This window comes from Streptomyces sp. 8N114, assembly GCF_052245835.1.
In the GTDB taxonomy this organism is placed as follows: Bacteria; Actinomycetota; Actinomycetes; order Streptomycetales; family Streptomycetaceae; genus Streptomyces.
On sequence record NZ_JBQQBT010000021.1, the window covers coordinates 12,350 to 37,290 of the forward strand.

The window sequence follows — 24,941 nt, forward strand, 5'->3', positions numbered from 1 at the left end:
ACCGGCCCGGCGTGAGGGAGCACCCATGGAGCTGGCGTACACGCAGGAGGAAGAGGAGTTCCGGGCCCGGCTGCGTGCCTGGCTCGCCGAGGTGCTGCCCACCCTGCCGCCCCGCCCCGACCCGCTGGACTGGCCGGCGCGGCGCGCCTACGACTTGGACTGGCAGCGCAGGCTCTACGACGCCGGGTACGCGGGCCTGCACTGGCCGAAGGATGCCGGCGGCCAGGGTGCGACCCCCACCCAGCACCTGATCTTCCTGGAGGAGACGGAGGCCGCCGGAGCGCCGTACGTCGGTGCCGGGTTCGTCGGGCTGCTGCACGCCGGGCCGACGATCGCGGCGGAGGGCAGTCCGCAGCAGCGTGCCCGCTGGCTGCCGCCGATCCTGCGCGGCGAGGAGGTGTGGTGCCAGGGGTTCTCCGAGCCGGACGCCGGCTCGGACCTGGCCTCGCTGCGTACCCGTGCGGTACGCGACGGCGACGCCTATGTGGTGACCGGCAGCAAGATCTGGACCTCGCACGCCGAGGTCGCCGACTGGTGCGAACTCCTCGTCCGCACCGACCCGGAGGCCCCACGGCATCGCGGCATCACCTGGCTCGCCCTGCCCATGGACGCGCCCGGCGTCACCGTACGGCCGCTGCGCACGCTGGCCGGGTCGCAGGAGTTCGCCGAGGTGTTCCTGGACCAGGTGCGGGTGCCGGCCGGCAACCGGGTCGGATCGGAGAACGAGGGCTGGCGCGTCACCATGGTGACCCTCTCCTTCGAGCGGGGCACCGCGTTCGTCGGCGAGGTGGTGGCCTGCCGACGCACCCTGCGGCTGCTCGCGCGGCGTGCGCAGCAGAATGGCCGTTGGGACGATGCAGCAGTGCGCCGTCGGCTGGGCCGGCTGAACGCCGAATTCGCCGCACTGTGGCGACTCATCCAGTGGAACGTCAGCGAGGCCGCGCACGGGCTGCGCCAGGGCGGCACAGGCGTGCCAGGAGCGGGCGGCTCGGTGTTCAAACTGCGCTACTCGCATGCACGGCAGGAGCTGTACGAGGCCGCGGCGGCCGTGCTGGGCCCCGCGTCGCTCGACCTGGCGGAGGAGTGGGCACGCGAGCGGCTCTCCTCCCTCTCGTACACCATCGCCGCCGGTACGTCGCAGATCCAGCACAACATCGTCGCCGAGCGCATCCTCGGCCTGCCGAAGGGACGGTGACGGCCCTGATGGACTTCCGGCTCACCGATGACCAGGAGGCGCTACGGCGCGGCATGCGTGAACTGCTGGCGGCACGCTTCGGACGCGAGGCACTGCGGGCAGCGGTGGACGGGGCCGAGCAGGGAACGGCTCTCGATGTCGGCCTCTGGCGTGAGTTGGGGGAGGCCGGGCTGTTCGCGCTCCGGGCGCCGGAGAGTTCGGGGGGCGTCGGGCTGGGGCTGCCGGAGGTGGTGCTGGTGTTCGAGGAGGCCGGGCGCGTGCTGCTGCCGGGCCCGCTGGTCGCCAGCCATCTGGCGGGCAGCGCGGGACTGGTGGCGGGCGCCGCGGAGGGCTCGGTGGTGGTAACTGCGGCGGAGGGGGTGCGGCCGGGCGGCGGGGCGGCGGCGCCGGTCGAGCATCTGGGGGCGGCGGGTGCGGTGTTGGTGCTCGGGGAGGGAGGGGAGGGTGAAGAGGGGAAGAAAGCGCGGGTGCTGGCCCCCGGGGAGCTGACGGCGGAGCAGGTCCGGTCGGTCGACCCGCTGACACCGCTGCACCGGGTGCACGGCCGGACGGGGGACGGCAGGGACGGCGGGCACGGCGGGGAGGACGGGGAGGACGGGGAGGCGGGGGAGGCCGGGACGCGGCCCGTGGTGGACTCGGTGGCGTTGCGGCGGGATGCGGTGCTGCTCACCGCGGCACAGCAGCTCGGCAGCGCCTGCCGCACGCTGGAGCTGGCTGTCGGTTACGCACGGGAGCGCGAGCAGTTCGGCCGTCCGATCGGGGCCTTCCAGGCGGTACAGCAGCTGTGCGCGGGGATGCTGGTCCGTTCGGAAACGGCCAGAAGTGTGGTTTACGCGGCAGCCGTCACTGCGGACGAGACGGAGGTCTGCGCGGCGAAACTGCTCGCCGACGACGCCGCTGTGGGCAACGCCCGCGACTGTCTCCAGGTGCACGGCGGAATGGGGTTCACCTGGGAGGCCGATGTCCATCTGCACCTGAAGCGCGCGTGGTTGCGTGCCGAACAGTGGCGAACTGCTGTGACTTCTGAGGAGCAACTGGCCTCAGAGCTACTTCGTCCTATGTGTCGGTGAAAGCCGTATTCTTCCGGGAAATTCGATGAGGGCGATTACGCAGGGTTATGGGCGCCTTGTATTCGCCCAGTGACCACCACGAGCGGAAGATCGTATTCCACTCCGGTACGCTCCCTGGGCGCGAGTGCGGCGGCCCCGGTGGCGGCGGGCCGTCGACGGCAGGCACGGGCGGTGCCGCGAGGCGGCGACGACCCCGATGACCAAGGAACAAAAGGGTGTCCACGAGATTCAGACCGGCTCGTTCGAGTCCCCGCGCTCGGCGTCGCACAGTATGCCGTGCGTCTACTCCTTTGCGCCGGAATATGCCTGAAGCGCTTGTTGGCATCACTATGAGTCAACCATGCTGTTCTCGCTGGAGTCACAATCCGTGACTACATGGAAACGCGAGGCGATGTGTCCGCCAGTTCGGATGGTGTGAGCGGTGCAGGTGCTTCTGGAGCAGTTGGAGATCGGATCCGATCCGACGGAGGTGGGGCGCGCCAGAAGGTGGGCCAGGGCCCGGTTGGCGGGAGCAGGAGTGGACGCCGACGAGTCCCTTGCCGAGACGCTGATTCTGCTGATCTCGGAACTCGTCACCAACGCGGTGGTGCACACCGGCTGTCCGGCCGTGCTGTGCATGCTGCTGCCCCGGCGGTGCGGCGGCGCCCCGGCGCACGACGCGGCCGGATCGGTACGGGTCGAGGTCGCCGACGCGAGCAGTTGTGCGCCGCGCCGCCGCCAGGCGGAGGGCGAGGACACCGGTGGCCGCGGCCTGGAACTCGTCTCGGGTCTCGCCGACCGCTGGGGCTGGGAGCACGAGCCCGGCGGCAAGCGGGTGTGGTGCGAACTGGACACTGGGCCGGTGGAGACAGCCGCGGAACTCGCCCCGGCCGCCGACCGGGAGGCCGGTGCGGGTATTGGCGGTCAGGTCCGCGCGCAGGATGACCTGCGCGCCGGTGCGAACGCGCGTGCGCGCGTCAACGTGGCGGGGGCCGGGGCTGGCGCGTTCGGCTGAATGCGCGCCGGAACAATTCGGGCAAACTCCCCAAAGTCCAGACCAGGTGTTGACGTGTCGTGTCGGCTTGATCACCCTTGGGTGGAGCGATTCGTCGTGAGGGGACGACGAGGTACCTGAGGTTCCTCGACGAGTACGGGTCGCGGTCCGGCGCCAACCTCCGTCCGAGGGCAGGGCCCCGAGCGCCGGAGTCGGGTGGCGGTACGCCGTGCCGTGCTCGGGGCGCGCAAAGGCGCACCGCCACCCGGCTTGCCCAATGCGGCGGCATGACGACGGACTTGCCCGGTCACAGCACCGCGACCGGTGCCACCGGAGCGCCCGCGCCGCCGGTGAAGGGTTCGGGTTGGGCGGCGAGGAGGAAGGCGTGGCGGCCTTCTTCGGCGCAGGCGTCCGAGAGTTCCTCCAGGTTCCAGTTCTGGCCTTGCAGCATGCCCATCTCCACGAGGTGGAGAGCGTGGACGGGGAGCCAGAGGTCCTCGATCTCCGGAGGGACGATCTCGAAGGTGAGAGTGTCGTTGGCGACGGCGGCCACGTCCCGGGCGTGGAACCACTCGGGAGTACGCAGCGACAGCCCGGGAGAGGGATAGGCGTAGCCGTTCTTGTCACCGGCGAGGTAGCGGCGCAGCTGTCCGGTACGGATGAGCACGATGTCTCCGGCCCGTACGCGGGTGCCCGCGAACTCCTCGGCGGCGTCCAGGTCTTCGGGGGTCACCGCGTGGCCGCCCGCCAGCTGTTCCTCGCCGCGGGTGCGGGCTACATCGAGCAGGACGCCGCGGGAGACGAGGGGGCGGCTCTTCTCGATGCCGCTGAACACCGCGCCGCCGTGTGCGGTGACCGTGCAGGCGGGGCGGCCGTTGTAGATCCGGCCCCCGTGCGAGACGTGTGCCAGCCCGTCCCAGTGGGTGGCGGCCTGGAGGCCCATGGTGACGGCGTCGTCGTTGGTGGCGACCGTTCCGGGGCCGAACATCTCCAGGTTGAGCGCGACCATCGTGTGCAGCGGGTTCACCCGCCCGGGGATCAGCCCGGTCTGCACCCCGTCCTGCTGGAGGGGCAGCGCGAGCGGGATGCGGCGGCCCGTGCGGACGGTGGCTGCCGCCTCCCGTACCACCTCGTCGGTCACCAGGTTGAGGGTGCCGGTCTCGTCGTCGGCGCCCCAGCGGCCCCAGTTGTTGACGCGCTCGGCGATCTCGGTGAACTCGCGGCACTGCGCCGGCACGGTCATCTGTCCTCCGGGGGCGGTCGGTACGGACGGGGCCCGTACAGGGCTTGTGTTCGGACGGTGGCTGCTCAAGAATCTAACGGACCGTCAGATAACCCGGGAGGGGCCGGACGTGGGCAGCGAAGGGAACGCGGGGAGCGAAGGGAACTTTCTGGCCGGGAAGGTCGTCGCCGTCACCGGGGCCGGCCGCGGCATCGGCCGCGCGGTGGCGCTGGCCTGCGCAAGTGAGCGAGCCAAGGTCGTCGTCAACGACTACGGCGTCTCCGTCGACGGCGGTGAACCGCGCAGCGAGGTCGCCGAGGCCGTCGTGAAAGAGATCGCGGCAGCGGGCGGCGAGGCCGTGGCCGTCGCCGACGACATCTCCACCATGGCCGGTGGACAGCGCGTCGTGGACACCGCACTCACCCGGTACGGCCGCCTCGACGGGGCGGTCTGCGTGGCCGGAATCCTGCGCGAACGCATGCTCTTCAACATGACCGAGGAGGAGTGGGACCCCGTCGTCGCCACTCACCTCAAGGGAACCTTCACCGTCTTCCGAGCCGCGAGCGCCGTGATGCGCACCCAGCGCAGCGGAGCCCTCATCGGCTTCACCAGCGGCAACCACCAGGGCTCCGTCTCCCAGGCCAACTACGCGGCGGCCAAGGGAGGCATCATCTCCCTCGTCCGCAGTGCGGCGCTCGGACTGCACAAGTACGGCGTAACGGCCAACGCCGTCGCCCCCGTGGCCCGCACCCGGATGTCCGCCAACGTCCCCATGGAACTGGCCGGGATCGGCGAGCCCGAGGACGTCGCGCCCCTCGTCGTCTACCTGCTCAGCGACCACGCGAGAGAGCAGGAGATCACCGGTCAGGTCTACACCGTCGCCGGACCCAAGATCGCCGTATGGGCACAGCCCCGCGAACTCCGCGCCGCTTACGCCGACGGCTCGTGGACGCCGCAACAACTCGCCGACCATCTGCCCGGCACGGTCGGCCGGGACCCGATGCCCATGCTGGAGCGGCTCATGGAGATGGTCGAGGCCGCCGCCCGCAAGGACCGCCCCAACGCCTGAACCGAGCGCCCGACCGAGCAGCGCTGCTCCGCCCTGACCTGCCTGCCGAGAGGGGGACGTGTGGACTTCGGCTTCACCCGCCAGGACGAGGAGTTCCGAGCGCGGGCCCGGGCGTGGCTGCACGACCACCTGGTCGGCGACTACGCGTCCGCCGTCGGCCAGGGCGGACCCGGAAGCGAGCACCAGGCCACCGCCGTCCGCCGCCGCTGGGAGCGCGAGCTGGGCCGCGCGGGCTGGATCGGCATCGGCTGGGACCGCACCCACGGAAGCTACGGCAACCGCGCTGCCACCCTCACCCAACAGGTCGTCTGGGCCGAGGAGTACGCCCGCGCGGGCGCACCCGCCCGCGTCGGCCACATCGGCGAGAACGTGCTCGCCCCCACTCTCCTCGCCCACGGCACCGACGACCAGCGCAAACGCTTCCTGCCAGCCATCGCCCACGGCGAGGAACTGTGGTGCCAGGGCTACAGCGAGCCGAACGCCGGCTCCGACCTCGCCGCTGTACGCACCACAGCCGTACGCACCGACGGTGCATGCCCCGACGCCGAGCGCCCCGACGCCGTACGTACCCACGCCGAGCGCGTCGACGCCGTACGCACCACAGCCGTACGGGACGCCGGGGTGGGCGGTGGGGCCGGGGGCTATCGCGTCACCGGCCAGAAGGTCTGGACATCGCTTGCCCGCGAGGCCGACTGGTGCTTTGTTCTCGCCCGTACCGGACAGGGCACGAGTGGACGCCAGGGGCTCTCCTTCCTGCTGGTGCCGATGGACCAGCCGGGCCATATCGAGGTCCGGCCGATCCGGCAGATGTCGGGGACCGAGGAGTTCAACGAGGTCTTCTTCGACGGCGCACTCGCCCAAGCCGACCACCGGGTGGGCGCCGAGGGCGACGGCTGGCGGGTCGCCACCTCCCTGCTGGCCCTGGAGCGCGGCGTGTCCACCCTCGCCCAGCAGATCGGCTTCGCCGCCGAACTCGACCGGGTGCTGTGCCTCGCCCTGCACACCGGTGCCGTCGAGCGCGATCCCGTGCTCCGCGACCGGCTGGTGCGGGCTTGGGCAGAACTGCGGACGATGCGCTGGAACGCCCTGCGCACCCTCGGCGGCAACGACAACGGCAGCCACAACGGGGCCGTACCGGGGGCGCCCAGCGTCGCCAAGCTGCTGTGGGGACGCTGGCACCAGCGGCTCGGTGAACTGGCGATGCAGGTGCGCGGAGCCGCCGCCGCCCTCGGCCCGCACGACTGGGCGCCGCACCGGCCCTACGAACTCGACGCCCTGCAACGGCTGTTCCTCTTCACCCGCGCCGACACCCTCTACGGCGGCTCCGACGAGATCCAGCGCGACATCCTCGCCCAGCGGGTGCTGGGCCTGCCGAGAGAGGCACGCACGTGACGACGGAACCGAGCACCGAGCGCACGGACCACCCGCGGCACCCGCAACCGAACACCGGACCGGCGGCCTCCGCGGACGTGGCGGATCCCGCACGGAAGCCCAGGACTTACCGGCACTGGATCGGCGGTGGCTGGCGGCAACCCGCGCGCGGCCACTACCCGATCACCGACCCGGCGACGGAGTTGCCGGTCGGCGAGGCCCCCGAAGGGGACGCGGCGGATGTGGACGCCGCCGTCCGCGCGGCGCGTGCCGCCCAGGAGGCGTGGGCCGCCACCGATCCCCGCGAGCGCTCCCGGGTGCTGGAGCGGATCGCGCAGCTGCTCACCGAGCGCGGTCCCGCACTCGTACCGCTCCTCCAGGCCGAGACCGGTGCCACCCTCAAGGTCGCGCGCGGAATGCAACTGCCCACTGCTGCTGACCGCTTCCGCCGGTACGCACGCGGCGCGCTGGAGCCGGACACCGTGCCCCTGGCCCCGCAGCCCATGGGGGCCAGTGCGCTGGCCCCGGGCGGGCTGATCGGTGCCGCCGCCGTACGTCGCCCCGTCGGCGTGGTCGGGTGCATCACCTCCTACAACTTCCCCGTGGTCAACCTCGCGGGCAAGGTCGCGCCCGCGCTGGCCATGGGGAACGCCGTGGTCTGCAAGCCGGCGCCGCAGGATCCGTTGAGCTGTCTGGAGCTGGGCCCGCTGCTGAAGGAGGCGGGGCTGCCGGACGGGCTCTACAACGTGGTGACCGGCTCGGGGCCCGGGCCGGGGGAGGCCCTGGTCGCACACCCGGACGTCGACATGATCAGTTTCACTGGCTCCACCTCCGTGGGAAAGGAGATCGCTGGGAACGCGGGACGAGGAATGAAGCGCACCCTCATGGAACTGGGTGGAAAGGGTGCGGCGCTGGTGCTGGACGACGCGATTGGCAGGACCCGCGAAGCAGCACTGGGCTCGGTCGCCTCGACCTGGGCGTTTCACAGCGGCCAGATCTGTACGGCACCGACGCGTGTGCTCGTACACGACTCGCTCCACGACGAGTTCGTGACTGCCCTTTCACGTTACGCCTCCGCACTGACGCTCGGCGATCCCACGAATGAGCGAACTGTCGTCGGCCCGGTGATCTCCGCGGCCCAGCGCGACCGCGTCGAGGCGTACATCGAAGGTGCCCGCGCACAGGGCGCCACTGTCCTGGTCGGCGGCGAACGGCCCACGGAACCCACGACCGGTTTCTATGTCGCGCCGACGCTGATCACCGACGTCACGCCGGAGATGGACGTCGCCCGCGAGGAACTGTTCGGACCCGTGGTCGTGGTCCTCAGGTTCGCGGACGACGACGAGGCCGTACGCATTGCGAACAGCACCCCCTACGGCCTCTACGACTACGTGTTCAGCGGCGACACAGGCCGCGCCTGGCGGCTGGCGGGGCGGCTGCGGAGCGGCAACGTCGGCATCAACACCGTCCAGCGGCACCCGGAGACACCGTTCGGCGGCTTCAAGGAGTCCGGCGTCGGCCGCGACGGCGGATCGTTCGGGCTGCAGGCCTACAGCGAGCTCCAGTCGATCGTCTGGCCGTCATGACGAGTGAGGTGAGGGGAGCGTGAGCGCCATGCGAGGCGTGATCCTGGAGGGGGCGCGGGCCGAGGTCGTCGACGACCTGGAGATCCGGGCGCCGGGCCCCGGGGAGGTGCTCGTCGGTATCCGCGCGGCGGGGCTGTGCCACAGCGATCTGTCCGTCATCGACGGGACGATCCCCTTCCCGCGGCCGGTCGTACTCGGCCACGAGGGCGCCGGTGTGGTCGAGGCCGTCGGGGAGGGCGTGGTGCACGTGGCGCCCGGAGACCATGTGGCGCTGTCCACCATCGCCAACTGCGGCGCGTGCCCCCAGTGCGCGCGCGGGCGCCCCACCATGTGCCGCCGGGCCATCGGCAGGCCCGAACAGCCCTTCAGCCGCGGCGTCAAGCCGCTGTACAACTTCGCCGCCAACTCGGCCTTCGCCGAACGCACCCTCGTCAAGGCCGTCCAGGCCACCCGGATCCCCGGCGACGTCCCCCTCACGTCCGCGGCGCTCATCGGCTGCGCCGTCCTCACCGGAGTCGGGGCCGTGCTCAACCGGGCGAAGGTCGGACAGGGCGACTCCGTGGTGGTGATCGGCGTCGGCGGCATCGGGCTCAATGTGCTGCAGGGGGCCCGGATCGCGGGCGCGGCCCAGATCGTCGCCGTGGACGCCAACCGGGAGAAGGAGGCGGCAGCCCGGCAGTTCGGCGCCACCCACTTCGTGGACGCCTCGCAACAGATGCGAGGGGGCAGCGAAGGGGGAACGGTTGCCGCCGTCAAGGAGATCCTGCCGGACGGCGCCGCTCACACCTTCGAGTGCGTCGGCAGCACCGCGCTCGTGCGGCAGGCCGTCGACCTCCTCGACCGGCGCGGTCAGGCCGTGCTGCTGGGCGTGCCACCTGCCGATGCCGAGGCCGTCTTCCTGCCCGCCGCGCTGTTCCTGGACAAGTCCATCCTCGGCTGCCGCTACGGCTCCTCCCGCCCACCGCGCGATATCGCGCTCTACGCGGACCTGTACCGGCAGGGGCGGCTGCTGCTGGACGAACTGGTCACCCGTACCTACCCGGTCGAGGAGTTCGCGGCGGCAGCCGACGACGCCCAGCACGGCCGGGTGGCCCGCGCGGTGCTCACGTTCTAGGCCGCCGAGCCCGATCAGGTCGCCGACGGGGTGCAGGCCGCGGTGATGGCGGCGGTGTCCCAGTAGAACGGATGGACCTCGGTGATCCGCCCGCCTGTGACGGTGATCGTCTGGAGGATGGGGAACGCGATCTCCCGGCCGGTGACACGGGAGCGCGCTCGTATCCGGCTGTGGACGACCGAGGTCTCGCCAGTGGCGAGAAATTGCTGCTGCGTGATGTCGAATGTCTCCCAGACACGGCTCATCTCATGGAAGAACCGCTCCATGCCCGCGTGCCCGCGCCAGCTGCCCCCGTAGGGCAGGCCGGCCGCCTGGTGCAGGACGACATCGGGCGCGAAGTACGGCGCGAGCAGGGCGAACGAGGCCGCCCCCGGGCCACCGGCGGCCAGGTACTCCGCCTCGGCTGCGTACATGCCGCTGAGAACCGCCCCCGGGTCCGACGGGGAAGGAGCCGCCGGGTCAGTCGGTGAGGCAGAAACGTGGTGTGTCATGGCGACAGCGTGGCCTGTACGGCGACGGCATTCCGGCGGTTCTCGGACACCGTGCTGAGCCCATGGGGGGTGTCCGCCGGAATCGCTAGGCTGCCGCGCCCTGCGCCTCCGCGCGGAACGTACGGCGGTAGGCGCGAGGGGAGACGCCCAAGGCCGCCTGGAAGTGCTGGCGGAGGGAGGCGGCCGTACCGAAGCCCGCTTGGGCCGCGATGCGTTCGACTGGGAGGTCCGTTTCCTCCAGCAGGTGGCGGGCGCGTTCGATGCGCTGCTGGGTGAGCCAGCGCAACGGGGTGACGCCGACTTCTTCGCGGAAGCGGCGGGTGAAGGTGCGGACGCTCATGGATTCGCGCTCGGCCAGTTCGCGGAGGGTGAGGGGGCGGTCGAGGTGGCGGAGCGCCCAGGAGCGGGCGGTCCCGGTGGAGGAGAGGCGGGGTTCGGGTACGGGACGGCGGATGAACTGGGCCTGCCCTCCGTCGCGGTGGGGCGGGACGACCGTGCGCCGGGCCACCGCGTTGGCGACAGCCGCGCCGTGGTCCTCCCGCACGATGTGCAGGCACAGATCGATTCCGGCGGCCTCGCCTGCCGAGGTCAGTACGGAGCCCTCGTCCACATAGAGCACGTCGGGATCGAGCCGCACGGCCGGGTACAGGGTGCGGAAGTTGTCGGTGGACATCCAGTGGGTGGTGGCCCGTTTGCCGTCCAGCAGCCCGGCAGCGGCCAGCACGAAGGCGCCCGTGCAGATGGACGCGACGCGGGCGTCGGGGCGGATGCGGTCGAGCGCCTGGCGGAGCGGTTCGGGCAGGACGCCCTCGGTCTCCGTCTCGTCCAGTTCATGAGTGGCCGGTACGACCACCGTGTCGGCCTCCGCCAGCGCTTCGGCGCCGTGCGCCACATGGATGGGGAAGTCGGCGTCCGTACGGACGGGCCCCGGCGTGACGGCGCAGGTGACCACCTCGTACAGCGGTTCTCCCTCCGGGGTGGCCGCCCGGCCGAACACCTGGTGCACCAGGCCGAGCTCCATCGGCATCACCCCGTGTCTGACCAGCACGGCGACCCGGTGCCGCCCTGGGTGCGCGAAAACCCGCGCGATGGTGGCCATCTCCGCCTCCTTCGTTCGCACCGTCCCGATCACCTTCCCGAACTCACGTCGGCGTCCGCCGCGGCACCGTTTTCCGCGTCTGCTGCGATGTCCGTGCGGAATGTACGGCGGTAGGCGCTCGGTGAGACGCCCAGTGCGGCCTGGAAGTGCATCCGCAGGGTCGACGCGGAGCCGAAGCCCGCCTGGGCGGCGATCTGCTCGATGGACAGATCGCTCTCCTCCAGCAGCTGGCGGACGCGTTCGATGCGCTGCTGGGTGAGCCACTGCTGTGGACTCACGCCGACTTCTTCGCGGAAGCGGCGGGTGAAGGTGCGGACGCTCATGGATTCGCGTTCGGCCAGTTCGCGGAGGGTGAGGGGGCGGTCGAGGTGGCGGAGTGCCCAGGAGCGGGCGGTTCCGGTGGAGGAGAGGCGGGGTTCGGGGACCGGGCGGCGGATGAACTGGGCCTGCCCCCCGTCGCGGTGGGGCGGGACGATGGTGCGCCGGGCGACGGCGTTGGCGACGGCCGCGCCGTGGTCCTTGCGGATCATGTGCAGGCACAGGTCGACGCCGGAGGCGATGCCCGCCGAGGTGAGTACGGAGCCCTCGTCGACGTAGAGCACGTCGGAGTCGAGCCGGACGCTCGGGAAGAGGCGCTGGAAGCGCTCGCCGGCGCGCCAGTGGGTGGTGGCCCGTTTGCCGTCCAGCAGCCCGGCAGCGGCCAGTACGAAGGCGCCTGTGCAGATGGACGCGATCCGGGTGCCGGGACGGATGCGGGTGAACGCCTCGGCGAGCCCGGGGCTCATCGCGCCCCGGTCGTAGGGCTCGTCCCAGTCGTGTGAGGCCGGGACGATCACGGTGTCCGCCTCGGCCAGCGCCTCGATGCCGTGCTCGACATTGATCGTGAAGTCGCCGTCGGTACGTATCGCGCCAGGTGTGACGGCGCAGGTGACGACCTCGTACAACGGCTCGCCCGTGGCCGACCGCGCTCTGCGCATCAGGGCGTGCGGGATGCCCAGCTCGATCGGCAGCAGACCGTGCCGTACCAGGACGGCGACCTTGTGCAGTCCAGGGTGGGTGAAAACGGCCATGGCCCGATCCTCGCACATGGTGGCCTCCAGGCCACTCGCTCCGTCCGCTCCCGCACCGCAGGCTGGTCCGCGTGACTGAGACCCTCTCCCCGCGGCCGTCCGGGAAGGGCGGCGCCGACTCTGCTGAACCGCACTCCCAACCGCCCGCCGAACTGCGCACTGTGGGACCGCGTGTGCACCGTGCCTGGTGGGTCGCCCTGGTGTGCTTCGTCGCGCTCGTAGGGGCTGCCGGTTTCCGGGCGACACCCAGCGTCTTCATCGACCCGCTGCATGAGGAGTTCGGCTGGTCGCACGGCACCATTTCGTTCGCCGTAGGACTGAACGTCCTGCTGTACGGGCTCACCGCACCGTTCGCCTCCGCACTGATGGAGCGCTACGGCATACGCCAGGTCGTCACAGCAGCGCTGCTGTTGATCTCGGCGGGCAGTGGCCTGACAGTCTTCATGCGGGCTGAGTGGCAACTGGTGCTCTGCTGGGGCCTCCTGGTGGGCATCGGTTCGGGCTCCATGGCGCTCGCTTTCGCCGCAACAGTGGCCAATCGCTGGTTCGTCGCCCGGCGCGGTCTGGTCAGCGGCATCCTGACCGCGGGAAGCGCCACCGGCCAGCTGGTCTTCCTCCCTCTGGTGGCACTGCTTGTGGAAGGGCCCGGCTGGCGGACCGCCTCACTGGTGGTGTGCGGTTCGGCGCTCGCTGTCGTGCCGCTGGTGGTGTGGCTGCTGCGGGACCGCCCCGAGGACGTGGGGGTGCGTCCGTACGGCGCCGGGGCCGACTACGTGACACCCGAGGCGGATACGGGCGGTGCACTACGGCGCACCCTGTCGGTGCTGCGGGACGCCGCCCGCACCAGGGTCTTCTGGCTGCTGGCCGGGTCGTTCGCGATCTGCGGCGCTTCCTCCAACGGGCTGATGAGCACGCATTTCGTGCCCGCAGCGCACGACCACGGGATGGCCGTGCCGGTGGCCGCTTCCCTGTTGGCCCTCATCGGACTGCTGGACCTGGTCGGCACGGTCTGTTCCGGCTGGCTGACCGACCGTTTCGACGCACGCCGGCTGCTGGCGGTCTACTACGGGCTGCGTGGGCTGTCGCTGCTGGTGCTGCCGATGCTGTTCGCCGCGAGCGTGCAGCCGCCGATGCTCTTCTTCATCGTCTTCTACGGGCTCGACTGGGTCGCCACCGTGCCGCCCACCATGGCGCTCTGCCGGGAGCACTTCGGTGCGGACGGTGCCGTCGTCTTCGGCTGGGTGCTCGCCTCGCACCAGGCCGGTGCCTCGCTGATCGCCTTCCTGGCTGGGCTGGTACGGGATGCCACCGGGACGTACGACCTGGCGTGGACCGGCACGGGCGTGCTGTGTGCGATCGCGGCGCTGATGGCGCTGGTGGTCCGGCGCGGTACCCGGCAACCGGCAGCGCTCTAGGGCACTCGGGCGCGACGCTGCCGGGTGGCCAGAATCTTGCACTAGCCGTCCATCTGGCCACTCGTTCCGGCTCTCACACGGACGCATGCTCAGTGGCATGAAAACACTGTGGATTTTCGCCCACCCGGAAGCACGCTCCCTGAACGCCGCACTGCGCGACACCGGTGTCGCCGCACTGCGGGAAGCCGGCCATGAGGTACGGGAGTCCGATCTGTACGCGATGGGCTGGAAGCCGGTCGTCGACGGTGCGGACTTTCCCGGCCGGGAGCGGCCGGAGGAGCGGCTGCTGGTCGGGGACGCGCAGGAGCACGGGTACGGCACAGGCGGGCTCAGTGGGGACATCCGGGCCGAACAGGAGAAGATCCAGTGGGCCGACACCCTGATCTTCCACTTCCCGCTGTGGTGGTTCGGGCCGCCCGCCATCCTCAAGGGCTGGTTCGACCGGGTGCTGGTGCAGGGCTTCGCGTTCGGCGTGCAGGACGCTCAGGGCCGTACCCGGCGCTACGGGGACGGCGGACTGGCGGGCAAGCGGGCCATGGTCGTCACCTCGGTCGGGGCGCGGCCCTCCAGCTTCGGTCCGCGCGGCATCCACGGGTACGTCAACGACGTGCTCTTCCCGCTCCACCACGGGACGTTCTGGTACACGGGCATGGCGGCGCTGCCCCCGTTCGTCGTCTACGGCGCCGACCGCGCGACTGAGGCGGACGTCAAGGAGCGCCAGGAGGAGCTGCGTCAGCGGCTGCGCGACCTGGACACGCTCACCCCGCTGCCCTTCCGCTACGAGGCGGGCGGCGACTACGACGCCGATCTGGTGCTGCGCCCGGAGCTCGCCCCCGGCCGTACGGGGCTGGAGGTGCACTCCGCGTGACCGCGCTCCTCAGCGGTCGGCTGCGGATTCAGCTCTCGGTGTCCGCCGGGGTGAAGGTGCCCAGCCGGCCCCGGTGGAAGATCAGCGGCTCGGGCTCACCCTCCGCCGCGTCCAGTGCGCGTACCCGGCCGACGACGATGAGATGGTCGCCGCCCGTGTGTACGGCGTGGATCTCGCAGTCGATCCAGGCCGCCACATCTGCCAGCAGCGGTGAACCGGTGACCGGTGCGGGGGAGTAGGAGACTCCGGCGAACTTGTCGGCGCCGCTCATCGCGAAGGCACGGCACAGCTCGCCCTGACCGGCCGTGAGTACGTTCACGCAGAAGACGCCAGCGCGTGCGATGCGGGGCCAACTGGTGGAGCTGCGGCCCACCATGAACGAGATCAGGGGCGGCTCCAGCGAGAGGGACGCGAAGGACTGGCAGGCGAACCCCGCGGGGCCCGGCTCCCCCTCCGCCGCCGGTGCGGTCACCACGGTCACGCCGGAGGCGAAGCCGCCCAGCACCCGGCGGAAGTGGGCCGGGTCGACGGGGGCGCGCTCGTCCTCGCGTACGGCCCGCAGATCGGGCCTGGGGAGCGCGCCGGGGTCCGCGGCCCGCTCGGTGCCGCGCCGCGCGTCCCGTGCGATGCCGCGCGCCGCGCCGGCGGTACGCAGATAGCGCACCGCGGTGGCTGCCATTCCAGCGTGTCCCATCATGGGTTCATTGCACCTGATGCTTCGTCAGATTGGAAGGTGGGAGGTACGGGGTTCCCGGTGCCGTCGTGCGCTCGGCAACTCCAGAGTAACCACGGCGCTCTATCGTCCCTCGAATCCGGGTCCGCGCCGCTCGGTGAAGGAGGCCACGCCCTCCCGCGCGTCCCGGGTGGTCATGTTGATCTCCTGCGCCCACGCCTCCGCGGAGAAGGCCGCCGTGCGGTCCGTGTCCAGGGAGGAGTTGACCAGCCGCTTGGTGAGCGCCAGCGCGCGGGTCGGCCCGGCCGCCAGCCGCTCCGCCCAGGCCCGCGCCGTCTTCTCCAGCGCGTCGGCGGGCACGACCCGGTTGACCAGGCCGAGACGTTCGGCGTCCGACGCGGGCAGCGCGTCACCGAAGAACATCAGCTCCTTGGCCCGCTGCGGCCCCACCAGCCTGGGCAGCAGATAGGCCCCGCCACCGTCCGGCACCAGGCCACGGCGTACGAAGACCTCCACGAACGAAGCCTCCTCGGCGGCCAGTACGAGATCACAGGCGAGCGCGAGGTGGCAGCCCAGCCCCGCCGCAGTGCCGTTGACCGCAGCGAGCACCGGCTTCTCGCAGTCCAGCACGGCGGCGACCAGCCGCTGCGCACCCCGTTCGAGCGTACGGGCCACATCGCCCGCGACCCGTTCCCCGCCGCCCGAGGTGCCCTTGAGGTCGGCGCCCGCGCAGAAGCCGCGGCCGCGCCCGGTGAGCACGACGGCCCTCACCTGCGGGTTCGCCGAGGCGTCGGTGAGCAGCGCGACGAGCCGCTCGCGCTGCTCCCAGGTGAGTGCGTTCAGTGCGTGTGGGCGGTTGAGGGTGATCCACGACACGGCGTTGTCAGTGGCCTGCGCTACAACTTTTTCCAGGGTTTCTTCCGGGGCCGCCGAGGGCTCCTCGGGGGATGTGTCACGGGGGGAGGACATCAACGTGCAGCTCCTTTCACGGGCGCCGCTGCGCCGGTCGGTGATCGGCTCAGCGGCAGACGGCCAGCGCGTCGAGCGCCACCGCGCCCTGCCCGCGCGGGAGGACGACCAGCGGGTTGATGTCCAGTCCCGCAAGCCCGCCGTTCACGCTCTCGGGGCCTGGGCCGACGCCGGTCCTGCCCAGCTCCAGCGCCATCCGCTGCACCCGCAGCACGACTTCCACCAACGCGTCCGTATCGGCGGGCGGTCTGCCGCGTACGCCGTCCAGCAGCGCCGCGCCCCGCAGTTCGCCGAGCATCACGCGGGCCTGGTCCTCGCCGAACGGCGGCACCCGCACGGCGACATCCCGCAGGACCTCGATCAGCACGCCGCCCAGCCCCACCGTCACCGTCGGCCCGAACAGCTCGTCCTGGGTGATGCCGACCGCCATCTCCACGCCCGGATCGACAAGTTGGCACACGAGTACCCCGTCCAGCTCGATCTCCTCGGCGTACGCGATCTCGGTCAGCTCCCGGTAGGTGTCCCGCACCTGGCTGGCGGAGGTGAGTCCGAGGCGGACGAGGCCGTACTCGCTCTTGTGCGCGAGCTGCGGCGCCGACGCCTTCATCACGACCGGGTAGCCGACCTGGGCTGCCGCGCGCACCGCACCCGCCGCACTGGTGCACAGCTGCTCACGCGGGACGCGGATCCCGTAGGCGCGCAGCAGCTGTTTGCCCGCGTGTTCGCTCAGCTGCTGCCCGGGACGCAGCAGTGCCTCGGCTTTCCGCAGCGAGGGCGAGGGAGTGCGTGGTGCGTCGTCGAAGGGGGAGCGGTAGGTGCGGGTGAAGCGGTGGTGGTCCAGATAGGCGCGAACGGCGCGAACGCAGTTGCCGAACGTACGGAAGGTCGCCACCCGCGAGGAGCCCAGCAGCGTGTGCCGGTAGGCGTCCTCGGTGCCGACGGGAGAGCCCCATACGACGCAGACCAGCTTGTCCGTCTCCTCGGCGGCGGCCACCAGGTCCCGGGCCAGTTTGTCGCTCATCGGGGGGGAGGGTCCGGTGATGGGGCAGACGAGTACGCCGACGTCCGGGTCGGCCAGGATGGCGTCGATGATTTTCCGGCCGCGCCAGTCGCCCACCGGGTGCCCGCCGTTGTCGATCGGATTGGCGACCGAGAGGTATTCGGGGATCCACTGGTGAAGTTCGGCCTGCTTCTCGTCGGAGAGGGTGGGCAGGTCCAGCCCCTCGGCAGTGGCCAGGTCGGCGAAATGGGCGCCGGTGCCGCCGGATATCGCGTAGACGACCACCCCCTCGGCTCGCGGCGGCCGGGCGCGGGCCAGCAACGCGGCGGTGTCCTGCAACTCGTCCAGCCCGGCCACCCGGATGACGCCGAACTGCCGCATCGCCGCGTCCACCGTGGCGTCCGCTCCGGTGAGCTTCCCGGTGTGCGAGGCGGCGGTACGCGCGCCGGCCTCGGTGCGGCCCACCTTCACGGCGACGACGGGCACGCCGCCCCGCGCTGCGCGGTCGGCCGCCAGCAGGAAGCCGCGGCCGTCCTTGAGCCCTTCCACATACGCGGCGACGGCACCGACCTCGGGCAGGGTGGCGAAGTAGGAGAGGAAGTCGGCCGTCTCCAGGTCCGCCTCGTTGCCGGTCGGCGCCCAGTGCGAGAGCCGGATGCCCAGCTCCTGGAGGGCGAAGAGGGGGCGCCCCTGGTGGCCTGACTGCGTGATCAGCGCGATGGCGGGGCCGTCGAGGTCGTCGCGGAAGCGCTCGAAGGCGTTGAGGTTGGTGTTCGGTCCCAGCAGCCGCACCCCGGAGCGTGCGGCGGCCTCGGCGAGCCGGGCCTGCGCGGCTGCGCCCTCCTCGCCGGTCTCGGCGAAGCCGGAGGCGAAGGCGACGGCGAACCTGGTCTTGGCCTCTGTCAGTTGCTCCAGCACGGGCAGCGGGTCGGCGACGAGCAGTACGGCCACGTCCACCGGTTCGGGCAGCGCGGCAACGGTGGGGGCGCACGGCAGCCCGTAGACCTCGCGGCGGCTCGGGTGCACCGGGTGCAGGCGCGCGCCGACCCGCTCGGCCCACGCGATCAGCTGGCGGGTGATGCCCGCGTTCGGCCGCCCCTCGGCGTCCGAGGCGCCGACGACGGCCACGGCCTCCGGCCGGAAGAACCGGTCCAGGTCGGGCACCGGCGCGTGCAACGGCCGCCCGCTGACGTCGAGCTCGGCATCACCGACCCCGGCGGCTCTGCCATGCACGGCGCCGCCGCCGGGCCGCTCGCCGCAGGCCAGCACCCGGGCCGAGCGGGGGGTCATGGTGAGGGTCCCGTGAGTCGATCCGAGCATGTTCTCTCGCCCACTCCCGTGTGGTGGCCTGCCTGGGACTGGCGCCTCCCTGGAACTGACGCTCTGTCAGGTTACTGAACTGACGAAGCGTCAGGAAGGGCTGCGTCCCGGATCGGCCAGGGCCCGACGCGCTCGCTGAAGCCCCCGCAGGGTTCAGTGCGCCGCGCGGGCCACGGCCTTGGCTATCCGGCGGGCGTCCAGGGCCAGTTCGCGGAGGTTGCCGCTGAGGGGGTTCGAGAAGCCGGTGAAATAGAGGGCCGGGGCGGCGGGGTGGGTGCGCCGGCCGTGGGTGCGGGGCAGGCCGCGGGAGTCCAGTACGCCCAGGTGGCCGACCAGGTCCTCCAGCCCGCGCCGGTATCCGGTGGCCGCGATGACGACTTCGGGGCTGATCGTCTCCCCGTCCGCCAGCAGCACCTTGCCGTCCTCGAACGACTCGACGGCGGCCACCGGCTCCACCTTCCCCTGCCGCACCGCGTCCACCAGTCCCGCGTCCAGCACCGGGATGGCACCCTCGCGTGCCCGGGTGTACAGGCCCGCCTCGGGGCGGGGCAGCCCGTAGGGAGCCAGATCGGGGACGGACAGCTTGGTGAGCTGCGCGGCCATCCGGTCCACCAGCCGCACCGGCAGCCTCCGGCACAGGATCGCGCTGCGCTGCGAGGGCCAGCCGAGGGTGGAGCGGCGGAGGATGTGCGGCGGTGTCCGGACGGCGAGCCGTACGCGTCCGGCGCCGCCCTCCACCAGGTCCGCGGCGATCTCGGCGCCGGTGTTGCCCGCGCCCACCACCAGTACGTCGCGGTCCGCGAAGGGGGCGGGGGAGCGGTAGCGGGAGGCGTGCAGCAGTTCGCCGGTGAAGCTGTCGCGGCCGGGCCAGGAGGGCAGGTGCGGGGTGTGGTTGTAGCCGGTGGCGACGACGACCGCGGGCGCGGTCAGCCGCCGCCCTCCGTTGGCGTGGAGTACCCATTGCGTGCCTTCGGGGTCTCCCGTGCCTTCAGGGTCCTTCGCGCCTTCAGGGTCCCCCGCGCCGCCAGGCGTCTCGCTCTCCGTGCCGTTGGCCCGGTCCAGCCTGTGCACCTCGACGCCCGTCGCCACCTCGATCCGGTGGTGTGCCGCGTACTGCTCCAGGTAGCGCACGACGTCGGCCCGCGCGACCCAGCGCCCGTACGCGCGGGGGATGGGCAGGCCGGGGAGGGACGAATGGGTCCGGGCGGTGTGCAGACGCAGCCGGTCGTAGTGGCTGCGCCAGGAGGAGCCGACGGCGTCGGTCCGCTCCAGTACGACCGCGCTGATGCCGCGCTCCCGCAGGGCCGCGGCCGTGGCCAGGCCCCCGGGCCCGGCCCCGAGAATGTGGACGGGCGTGCCGCTGTCGGGCATGGGCATGACGACCATCCTAGGTCGGTGCACCCACCCTTGCGGGCTTATGCGGCAACGCCTAGAACTGACATACCGTCAGCTGAGGTGAGGGGGCTTCGTGAACGAAACGGCGGCACAGACGGCGCAGAAAGCGCGGCAGCGGTTCGACCTGCCGGACATCGATGCGTTCACCGCGCCGTACTGGCAGGCGGCGGCCGAAGGGCGGCTGCTGCTGCGCCGCTGTCGTGCACGGGGCTGCGGCGTCGCGCACCACTACCCGCGGGAGTTCTGTCCGCGTTGCTGGAGCGAGGACGTCTGCTGGGAGGAGGCCAGTGGGCACGCCACGCTTTACACCTGGTCCGTCGTCCATCGCAACGACCTGCCGCCGTTCGGTACCCGCGTTCCGTACGTGGCCGCCGTGGTCGAACTCGCGGAGGGGCCGCGCATGATGACGGAGATCACGGATTGCCCGCCCGAGGCGCTGCGGGTGGGGATGGAGCTCCGGGTCGCGTTCCGGAGGACGGAGGGCCCGGCCGTGCCCGTCTTCCGGCCCGCCCGGAGTTAGGGCTTGCCCCGCACGGGGGGCTGCGCTTGCCCACCCTGCGCCCCTGGCGCAGACTGCCCAAGCTTCGCCGGGGGACGCGCCCCGACAGGGGCGCGGGGAACTGCGCGACCAGCCACAACACACCCGCAGCCCGCGGGCTTCGGGCAGGGGCACCCCCTCTCGGATCCGCCGGGCAACCTATTCGCTGGCGGCAAAAGGTGTGCGTCCCGCATGCTGGGCCCGTGCAGATCCGCGTAGCCACCGAAGCCGACTGGCCGGCCATCTGGCCCTTCTTCCGGCGCATCGTCGCCGCGGGGGAGACCTACACCTACCCCCGCGACATGGACGAGCCCGCCGCCCGCGAGACCTGGATGCTCCAGCCGCCCGGCCGCACCGTCGTGGCCGTGGACGACGACGGCACCGTACTCGGCTCCGCCAAGATGAACCCCAACCACATGGGCGGCGCCTCGCACATCGCCGGGGCGAGCTTCATGGTCGACCCGGACCGCAGCGGCAAGGGTGTCGGCCGCGCGCTGGGCGAGCACGCTCTGGAGTGGGCCAGGCGGGAGGGCTACCGGGCGATGCAGTTCAACGCCGTGGTGGAGACCAACACCGGTGCCGTGGCGCTGTGGAAGTCGCTCGGCTTCGAGACCGTCGCCACGCTGGAGGAGGGCTTCCTGCACCCGGAGCACGGTTACGTGGGGCTGCACATCATGTACCAGCGGTTCTGACGCCCCCGGGTCTCACCCCCGGCCCAGCACCACCGTTCCCGAGGAGCAGAACCAGCCGCCCGTCCCGGAGGCGACGGCCAGCTCCGGGAGGGTTCCATCGCGGCGGCGGACCTGTCCGTCGCCCGCCTCGCCGCGCAGCTGCCGTACCGCCTCGACGAGCAGGAACAGGCCGCGCATGCCCGGGTGACAGGCGGACAGACCGCCGCCGTCGGTGTTCACCGGCAGGGCACCGTCCCGCACCAGCCGCCCCTCCTCGACGAAGGCGCCGCCCTCGCCCTTGGCGCAGAAGCCGAGATCTTCCAGCGTGACGAGGGTCATATAGGTGAACGCGTCGTAGATCTGCGCCAGATCGATGTCGTGCGGGGTGACTCCGGCGCGTGCGAAGGCCATACGTCCCGAGACGGCGGCCGGGGAGACGGTGAAGTCCTCCCACTCGGACATCGTCGTATGGGAGACGGCCGTGCCCGAACCGAGAATCCACACTGGCTCGGTGGCCAGGTCCGGCACCCGGTCCTCGGCGACGAGCAGCACGGCGCAGCCGCCGTCCGAGCGGATGCAGCAGTGCAGCTTGGTGAACGGGTCGGCGATCAACGGTCCGGACAGTACGTCCTCGACGGTGATCGGCTCGCGGTACAGGGCCTCGGGGTTGGTGGCGGCATTGGCGCGGGCCTGCACGGCGACCTGGGCGAGCTGTTCGAGGGTGGTGCCGTACTGGTGCATGTGCCGACGGGCCGCCATCGCGTACTTGGCGACGAGGGTGTGCCCATAGGGAACCTCGAACTGGAGAGGGCCGCGCGCGCCGAAGGAGAGGTTGGCGGTGCGGCGGCCCGCCTTGAGGTCGGCGCGGGCGGTCGAGCCGTAGACGAGCAGTACGGCTTCGGCCCGGCCCTGCGTGATGGCGTCGGCCGCGTGCGCTGCCATCACCTCCCAGGTGGCCCCGCCGACGGAGGTCGAGTCCACCCAGGTGGGCCGCAGTCCCAGATACTCGGCGATCTCCACCGGAGCCAGGGTGCCCAGTCCGGCCGAGGCGAGCCCGTCCACGTGGGACCGGTCGAGCCCCGCATCGGCCAAGGCGCGGCGGGCGGCCTGCGCGTGCAGCGCGTACGGCGTCGCCGCGTCGGGCCTCCCCGCGCCGGCCTTCCCGGAGTCGGAGAGCGCGACCCCGGCGACCGCGACGCGGCGGCCGGGGTGATGCGGGCTGATGGTGTCGGCAACCGGCATGAAGCTGACGGTACATCAGGTATCGCTGACGATCGCAGGGTGCGCGCCTCTGGGCTTCCCGCCTCGCCCTCTCTAATATGACGACCCGTCAGCTTGCTGGAGTCGTGAGGGGGCGCCGCCGATGGAGACCGCGTTCACCGAGGAGCAGGAACAGATGCGGCGCACCGTGCGCGAGCTCCTCGCGCGCCGCTGCGGCCCCGCAGCGGTGAGGGCGGCCGTGCTGAAGCGCGAGGGGTACGACACCGCCCTGTGGCACACCCTCGCCCGGCAGCTCGGTCTGCCCGGCCTGGCGCTGCCCGAGGCGTACGGCGGCATCGGCTGCGGCACGCTCGAACTCGCCCTCGCCTTCGAAGAGGCGGGCCGCGCGCTGCTGCCCTCGCCGCTGCTGCCCACGGCCGTGCTCGTGGCTCCGCTCCTCGCCGAGCTCGGCACCGTGGAACAGCGCGGCCGTCTGCTGCCCCGCCTCGCCTCCGGCGGGCTGACCGCGGCCCTCGCCGCCTCCGGCAGCGCCCTCTCCTCGGCGCTCGGGCTCACCGGCTCCGGCCGCGGCTGGGCGGGCGGCGGGCGCGCGGGCGGTGTGCAGGCGTCGTACCGCACGGGGGGCGCGCAGGAGGGCTGGCGGCTGTACGGGGAGGCGGACCAGGTGCTCGGCGGCCACAGCGCCGGGCTGCTGCTCGTCGCCGCGCACACGGGCGGCTTCACCCGCAGCCGGACGTTGCTCTTCCTCGTCGACTGTGAGGACGGCGACGCGGACGGCCTCGTACGCACCCGGCAGACCGCGCTGGACGAGACGCGCGCCGTGGCCCGGGTGCAACTGCGGGACGTCACCGCCACACTGCTCGGCGACAGCGCCGCGGATGTGTGCCCCGCACTGGCGGCGGCCGGGCCGCGGGTTGCCGCCGTGCTGGCCGCCGAGGCGGTAGGAGCGGCGGACGGCGCGCTGACCCGTACCGTCGAGTACGTCAAGACGCGTGAGCAGTTCGGGCGGCCCATCGGCTCGTTCCAGGCGGTACGGCACCGGCTGGCGGACGTGTACGTACAGCTGCAGGCGGCCCGCTCTGCGGCGTACTACGCGGCATGGGCGGCAGACCGACCGGCCGGTCTGCCCGACGGCGAGTCCGCCACGGCAGGCGGGCTGGCGCTCGCGCAGGGGCTGGAGGCGCTACGCCCGGCCGCCGCCGAGGCGGTGCAGCTGCACGGCGGGGTGGGTTTCACCTGGGAGCACGAGGCGCACCTGTACTTCAAGCGAGCGGCAGGCGACGAGCTGCTGTTCGGTCCCGTGCACCGGCTGCGCGCGCGTGCCGCGGAGCGCGCGGCGCTGTTCGGGCTGGGTGAGGGAGCGCGCAGAGAAGAAGGCGGAGGAGAGCACGAGGGAGAGGCGGTCGCCGTCCGATGGCCGGGAGAAGCGGCGTGAAGCTGGTCCAGAAGATCTCGTCCACCAGGGCCTTCGCGCGCATCGCACCGTATGTGATCCCCGTGCTGGACCGGGCCGTGCACCGGCTGTCGGGCGGGCGGACGATGCTCAGCAACCAGCTGTTGCCCGGAGTCGTGCTGACATCGACGGGCGCGAAGAGCGGGCAGTCGCGGCGTACGCCGCTGGCATGCATGCCCGAGAAGGAGCGGGGGAGCTGGCTGCTGGTGGGCAGTAACTTCGGCAGGCCGGGCCATCCGGCGTGGACGGCAAACCTCCGCCGGCACCCGGAGGCGTGGATCAGCTACCAGGGGCGGGACATTCCGGTACGGGCACGGCAGTTGGAGGGGGACGAGCGGGAGGAGGCGTGGCGGGACCTGCTGCGGTTCTGGCCGCCGTACGCCGTCTACCAGGCGCGGATCGAGCGGCAGATCCGTATCTTCCGCCTCGAACGCCGGGAGCAGGACTGACGGTGGCTACTTGGCGGGCTTCTTGCCCGTCACACCGAGGTGGACCAGGAGCGTCAGGCTCGGCTTCAGCTCCGACTGCTTGACGCCCCAGGTCTGGAAGCCCTTCTGGTGGCCCGCCACGGAGGCCAGCATGGCGACCAGGGAGCCCGCGACGGCCGCGGCGTTGATCTCCTTGTCGACCTTGCCCCGGGACTGGAGGTCCTTGATCGTGTCGGCGAGGGAGTTGTTGACCGAGTTGAGGATCTTCATGCGGATCTTGTAGAACCGCTTGTCGCCCTCCGCCGCGCCGAGATCGACCACGCGCAGGATCGCGTCGTTCTTGCGCCAGAAGGTGAGGAAGCCCTCGACCAGGTCCTCGGCCGTCTGCCGGCCCGCCTTGCCGACCCAGGAGCGGCCGGCCACCAGCTCGGTGAGGCCCGCACCCTCCTTGGCCATGGTTTCCGCGATCTCCAGGACGGCGCCCTCGACATCGGGGAAGTACTGGTAGAAGGTCGCCGGAGAGGTGCCCGCTCTCCGTGCCACGTCGATGACTTTGACGTCGCGGTAGGGCGACGAGCTGAGCATCTCGCTGAGGCAGTCGAGCAGCTTCTGCCGCGTCGCCTGACCGCGGCGTCCGGCCACCCGGCCGTCGACGGTTCGCACTTGTCCTGTCATGCCGTCAGCTTACCGAGGGGTGATCGGCCCGCGATTCGTCAGCGGGCAAACGGGG

General features: G+C 71.8%; 23 protein-coding genes. 13 read left to right on the forward strand and 10 right to left on the reverse strand.

Going from position 1 to position 24,941, the window contains the following annotated elements; translation table 11 throughout:
• Positions 1–25: 25 nt before the first annotated feature.
• The 3 genes from ACTWQF_RS29400 to ACTWQF_RS29410 all read left to right on the forward strand — a co-directional run bounded on the left by ACTWQF_RS29400 (position 26) and on the right by ACTWQF_RS29410 (position 3,259).
• On the forward strand, positions 26–1,195 hold the full coding sequence (locus tag ACTWQF_RS29400; protein ID WP_443282760.1) for an acyl-CoA dehydrogenase family protein: 1,170 nt from the start codon (positions 26–28) through the stop codon (positions 1,193–1,195).
• 8 nt (positions 1,196–1,203) lie between these two features.
• The gene (locus ACTWQF_RS29405; RefSeq protein ID WP_443282844.1) at positions 1,204–2,265 is read left to right on the forward strand and encodes an acyl-CoA dehydrogenase family protein; all 1,062 of its coding nucleotides are present in this window, start codon (positions 1,204–1,206) and stop codon (positions 2,263–2,265) included.
• Between the two features lie 421 nt (positions 2,266–2,686).
• Positions 2,687–3,259, forward strand: a complete 573-nt coding sequence (locus tag ACTWQF_RS29410) for an ATP-binding protein (protein WP_443282761.1) — start codon at positions 2,687–2,689, stop codon at positions 3,257–3,259.
• 286 nt (positions 3,260–3,545) lie between these two features.
• On the opposite strand, the gene ACTWQF_RS29415 is transcribed toward ACTWQF_RS29410, so the two are convergent.
• Positions 3,546–4,481 (reverse strand): cyclase family protein, encoded by a 936-nt coding sequence (locus ACTWQF_RS29415; RefSeq protein WP_443282762.1) that lies wholly within the window; start codon positions 4,479–4,481, stop codon positions 3,546–3,548.
• 109 nt (positions 4,482–4,590) lie between these two features.
• Between ACTWQF_RS29415 and ACTWQF_RS29420 the strand changes: the two genes are divergently transcribed.
• The 4 genes from ACTWQF_RS29420 to ACTWQF_RS29435 all read left to right on the forward strand — a co-directional run bounded on the left by ACTWQF_RS29420 (position 4,591) and on the right by ACTWQF_RS29435 (position 9,600).
• Positions 4,591–5,529: an SDR family NAD(P)-dependent oxidoreductase gene (locus ACTWQF_RS29420; protein WP_443282763.1), complete on the forward strand. Its 939-nt coding sequence runs from the start codon at positions 4,591–4,593 to the stop codon at positions 5,527–5,529.
• Positions 5,530–5,589: 60 nt separating this feature from the next.
• A complete protein-coding gene (locus ACTWQF_RS29425) occupies positions 5,590–6,921 on the forward strand; it encodes an acyl-CoA dehydrogenase family protein (protein WP_443282764.1) in 1,332 nt (443 codons plus the stop codon).
• 77 nt (positions 6,922–6,998) lie between these two features.
• A complete protein-coding gene (locus tag ACTWQF_RS29430) occupies positions 6,999–8,486 on the forward strand; it encodes an aldehyde dehydrogenase family protein (RefSeq protein WP_443282845.1) in 1,488 nt (495 codons plus the stop codon).
• Positions 8,487–8,514: 28 nt separating this feature from the next.
• Positions 8,515–9,600: an alcohol dehydrogenase catalytic domain-containing protein gene (locus tag ACTWQF_RS29435; protein WP_443282846.1), complete on the forward strand. Its 1,086-nt coding sequence runs from the start codon at positions 8,515–8,517 to the stop codon at positions 9,598–9,600.
• Between the two features lie 14 nt (positions 9,601–9,614).
• On the opposite strand, the gene ACTWQF_RS29440 is transcribed toward ACTWQF_RS29435, so the two are convergent.
• The 3 genes from ACTWQF_RS29440 to ACTWQF_RS29450 all read right to left on the reverse strand — a co-directional run bounded on the left by ACTWQF_RS29440 (position 9,615) and on the right by ACTWQF_RS29450 (position 12,260).
• Positions 9,615–10,091 carry a nuclear transport factor 2 family protein gene (locus ACTWQF_RS29440; protein WP_443282765.1) on the reverse strand — a complete coding sequence of 159 codons (477 nt, stop codon included), beginning with the start codon at positions 10,089–10,091 and terminating at the stop codon, positions 9,615–9,617.
• Positions 10,092–10,176: 85 nt separating this feature from the next.
• A complete protein-coding gene (locus tag ACTWQF_RS29445) occupies positions 10,177–11,190 on the reverse strand; it encodes a GlxA family transcriptional regulator (RefSeq protein WP_443282847.1) in 1,014 nt (337 codons plus the stop codon).
• Between the two features lie 29 nt (positions 11,191–11,219).
• Positions 11,220–12,260 carry a GlxA family transcriptional regulator gene (locus tag ACTWQF_RS29450; RefSeq protein WP_443282767.1) on the reverse strand — a complete coding sequence of 347 codons (1,041 nt, stop codon included), beginning with the start codon at positions 12,258–12,260 and terminating at the stop codon, positions 11,220–11,222.
• 71 nt (positions 12,261–12,331) lie between these two features.
• Here ACTWQF_RS29450 and ACTWQF_RS29455 point away from each other — a divergent pair, with 71 nt between their 5' ends.
• Complete coding sequence (locus ACTWQF_RS29455) at positions 12,332–13,675, forward strand: MFS transporter (RefSeq protein ID WP_443282768.1); 1,344 nt, start codon at positions 12,332–12,334, stop codon at positions 13,673–13,675.
• A 97-nt stretch (positions 13,676–13,772) separates the two neighbouring features.
• The gene (locus tag ACTWQF_RS29460; protein WP_443282769.1) at positions 13,773–14,543 is read left to right on the forward strand and encodes an NAD(P)H-dependent oxidoreductase; all 771 of its coding nucleotides are present in this window, start codon (positions 13,773–13,775) and stop codon (positions 14,541–14,543) included.
• A gap of 28 nt (positions 14,544–14,571) precedes the next feature.
• Here ACTWQF_RS29460 and ACTWQF_RS29465 read toward each other — a convergent pair whose 3' ends face one another.
• From ACTWQF_RS29465 to ACTWQF_RS29480, 4 genes are all read right to left on the reverse strand, one after another.
• A complete protein-coding gene (locus ACTWQF_RS29465) occupies positions 14,572–15,240 on the reverse strand; it encodes a flavin reductase family protein (protein ID WP_443282771.1) in 669 nt (222 codons plus the stop codon).
• 99 nt (positions 15,241–15,339) lie between these two features.
• Positions 15,340–16,185 (reverse strand): enoyl-CoA hydratase/isomerase family protein, encoded by an 846-nt coding sequence (locus tag ACTWQF_RS29470; protein ID WP_443282772.1) that lies wholly within the window; start codon positions 16,183–16,185, stop codon positions 15,340–15,342.
• Between the two features lie 49 nt (positions 16,186–16,234).
• Positions 16,235–18,505, reverse strand: a complete 2,271-nt coding sequence (locus tag ACTWQF_RS29475; protein ID WP_443282774.1) for an acetate--CoA ligase family protein — start codon at positions 18,503–18,505, stop codon at positions 16,235–16,237.
• Positions 18,506–18,658: 153 nt separating this feature from the next.
• Positions 18,659–19,876, reverse strand: coding sequence for a flavin-containing monooxygenase (locus tag ACTWQF_RS29480; RefSeq protein ID WP_443282848.1), 1,218 nt, complete (start codon positions 19,874–19,876; stop codon positions 18,659–18,661).
• Between the two features lie 97 nt (positions 19,877–19,973).
• Here ACTWQF_RS29480 and ACTWQF_RS29485 point away from each other — a divergent pair, with 97 nt between their 5' ends.
• Positions 19,974–20,420, forward strand: coding sequence for a Zn-ribbon domain-containing OB-fold protein (locus ACTWQF_RS29485; protein ID WP_443282776.1), 447 nt, complete (start codon positions 19,974–19,976; stop codon positions 20,418–20,420).
• Positions 20,421–20,641: 221 nt separating this feature from the next.
• Positions 20,642–21,130: a GNAT family N-acetyltransferase gene (locus ACTWQF_RS29490; protein WP_443282778.1), complete on the forward strand. Its 489-nt coding sequence runs from the start codon at positions 20,642–20,644 to the stop codon at positions 21,128–21,130.
• Between the two features lie 12 nt (positions 21,131–21,142).
• Here ACTWQF_RS29490 and ACTWQF_RS29495 read toward each other — a convergent pair whose 3' ends face one another.
• Positions 21,143–22,351: a thiolase C-terminal domain-containing protein gene (locus ACTWQF_RS29495; RefSeq protein ID WP_443282779.1), complete on the reverse strand. Its 1,209-nt coding sequence runs from the start codon at positions 22,349–22,351 to the stop codon at positions 21,143–21,145.
• Positions 22,352–22,472: 121 nt separating this feature from the next.
• On the opposite strand from ACTWQF_RS29495, the gene ACTWQF_RS29500 reads away from it, so the two are divergent.
• Together ACTWQF_RS29500 and ACTWQF_RS29505 are read left to right on the forward strand one after the other, a co-directional pair.
• Positions 22,473–23,765: an acyl-CoA dehydrogenase family protein gene (locus ACTWQF_RS29500; protein WP_443282780.1), complete on the forward strand. Its 1,293-nt coding sequence runs from the start codon at positions 22,473–22,475 to the stop codon at positions 23,763–23,765.
• Positions 23,744–24,232 (forward strand): nitroreductase/quinone reductase family protein, encoded by a 489-nt coding sequence (locus ACTWQF_RS29505; protein WP_443282782.1) that lies wholly within the window; start codon positions 23,744–23,746, stop codon positions 24,230–24,232. Before ACTWQF_RS29500 ends, ACTWQF_RS29505 begins: the two co-directional genes overlap by 22 nt.
• A 6-nt stretch (positions 24,233–24,238) precedes the next feature.
• Here ACTWQF_RS29505 and ACTWQF_RS29510 read toward each other — a convergent pair whose 3' ends face one another.
• Entirely contained in the window at positions 24,239–24,886 is a 648-nt protein-coding gene (locus ACTWQF_RS29510) for a TetR family transcriptional regulator (RefSeq protein ID WP_443282783.1), read from the reverse strand.
• Between the last annotated feature and the right edge of the window lie 55 nt (positions 24,887–24,941).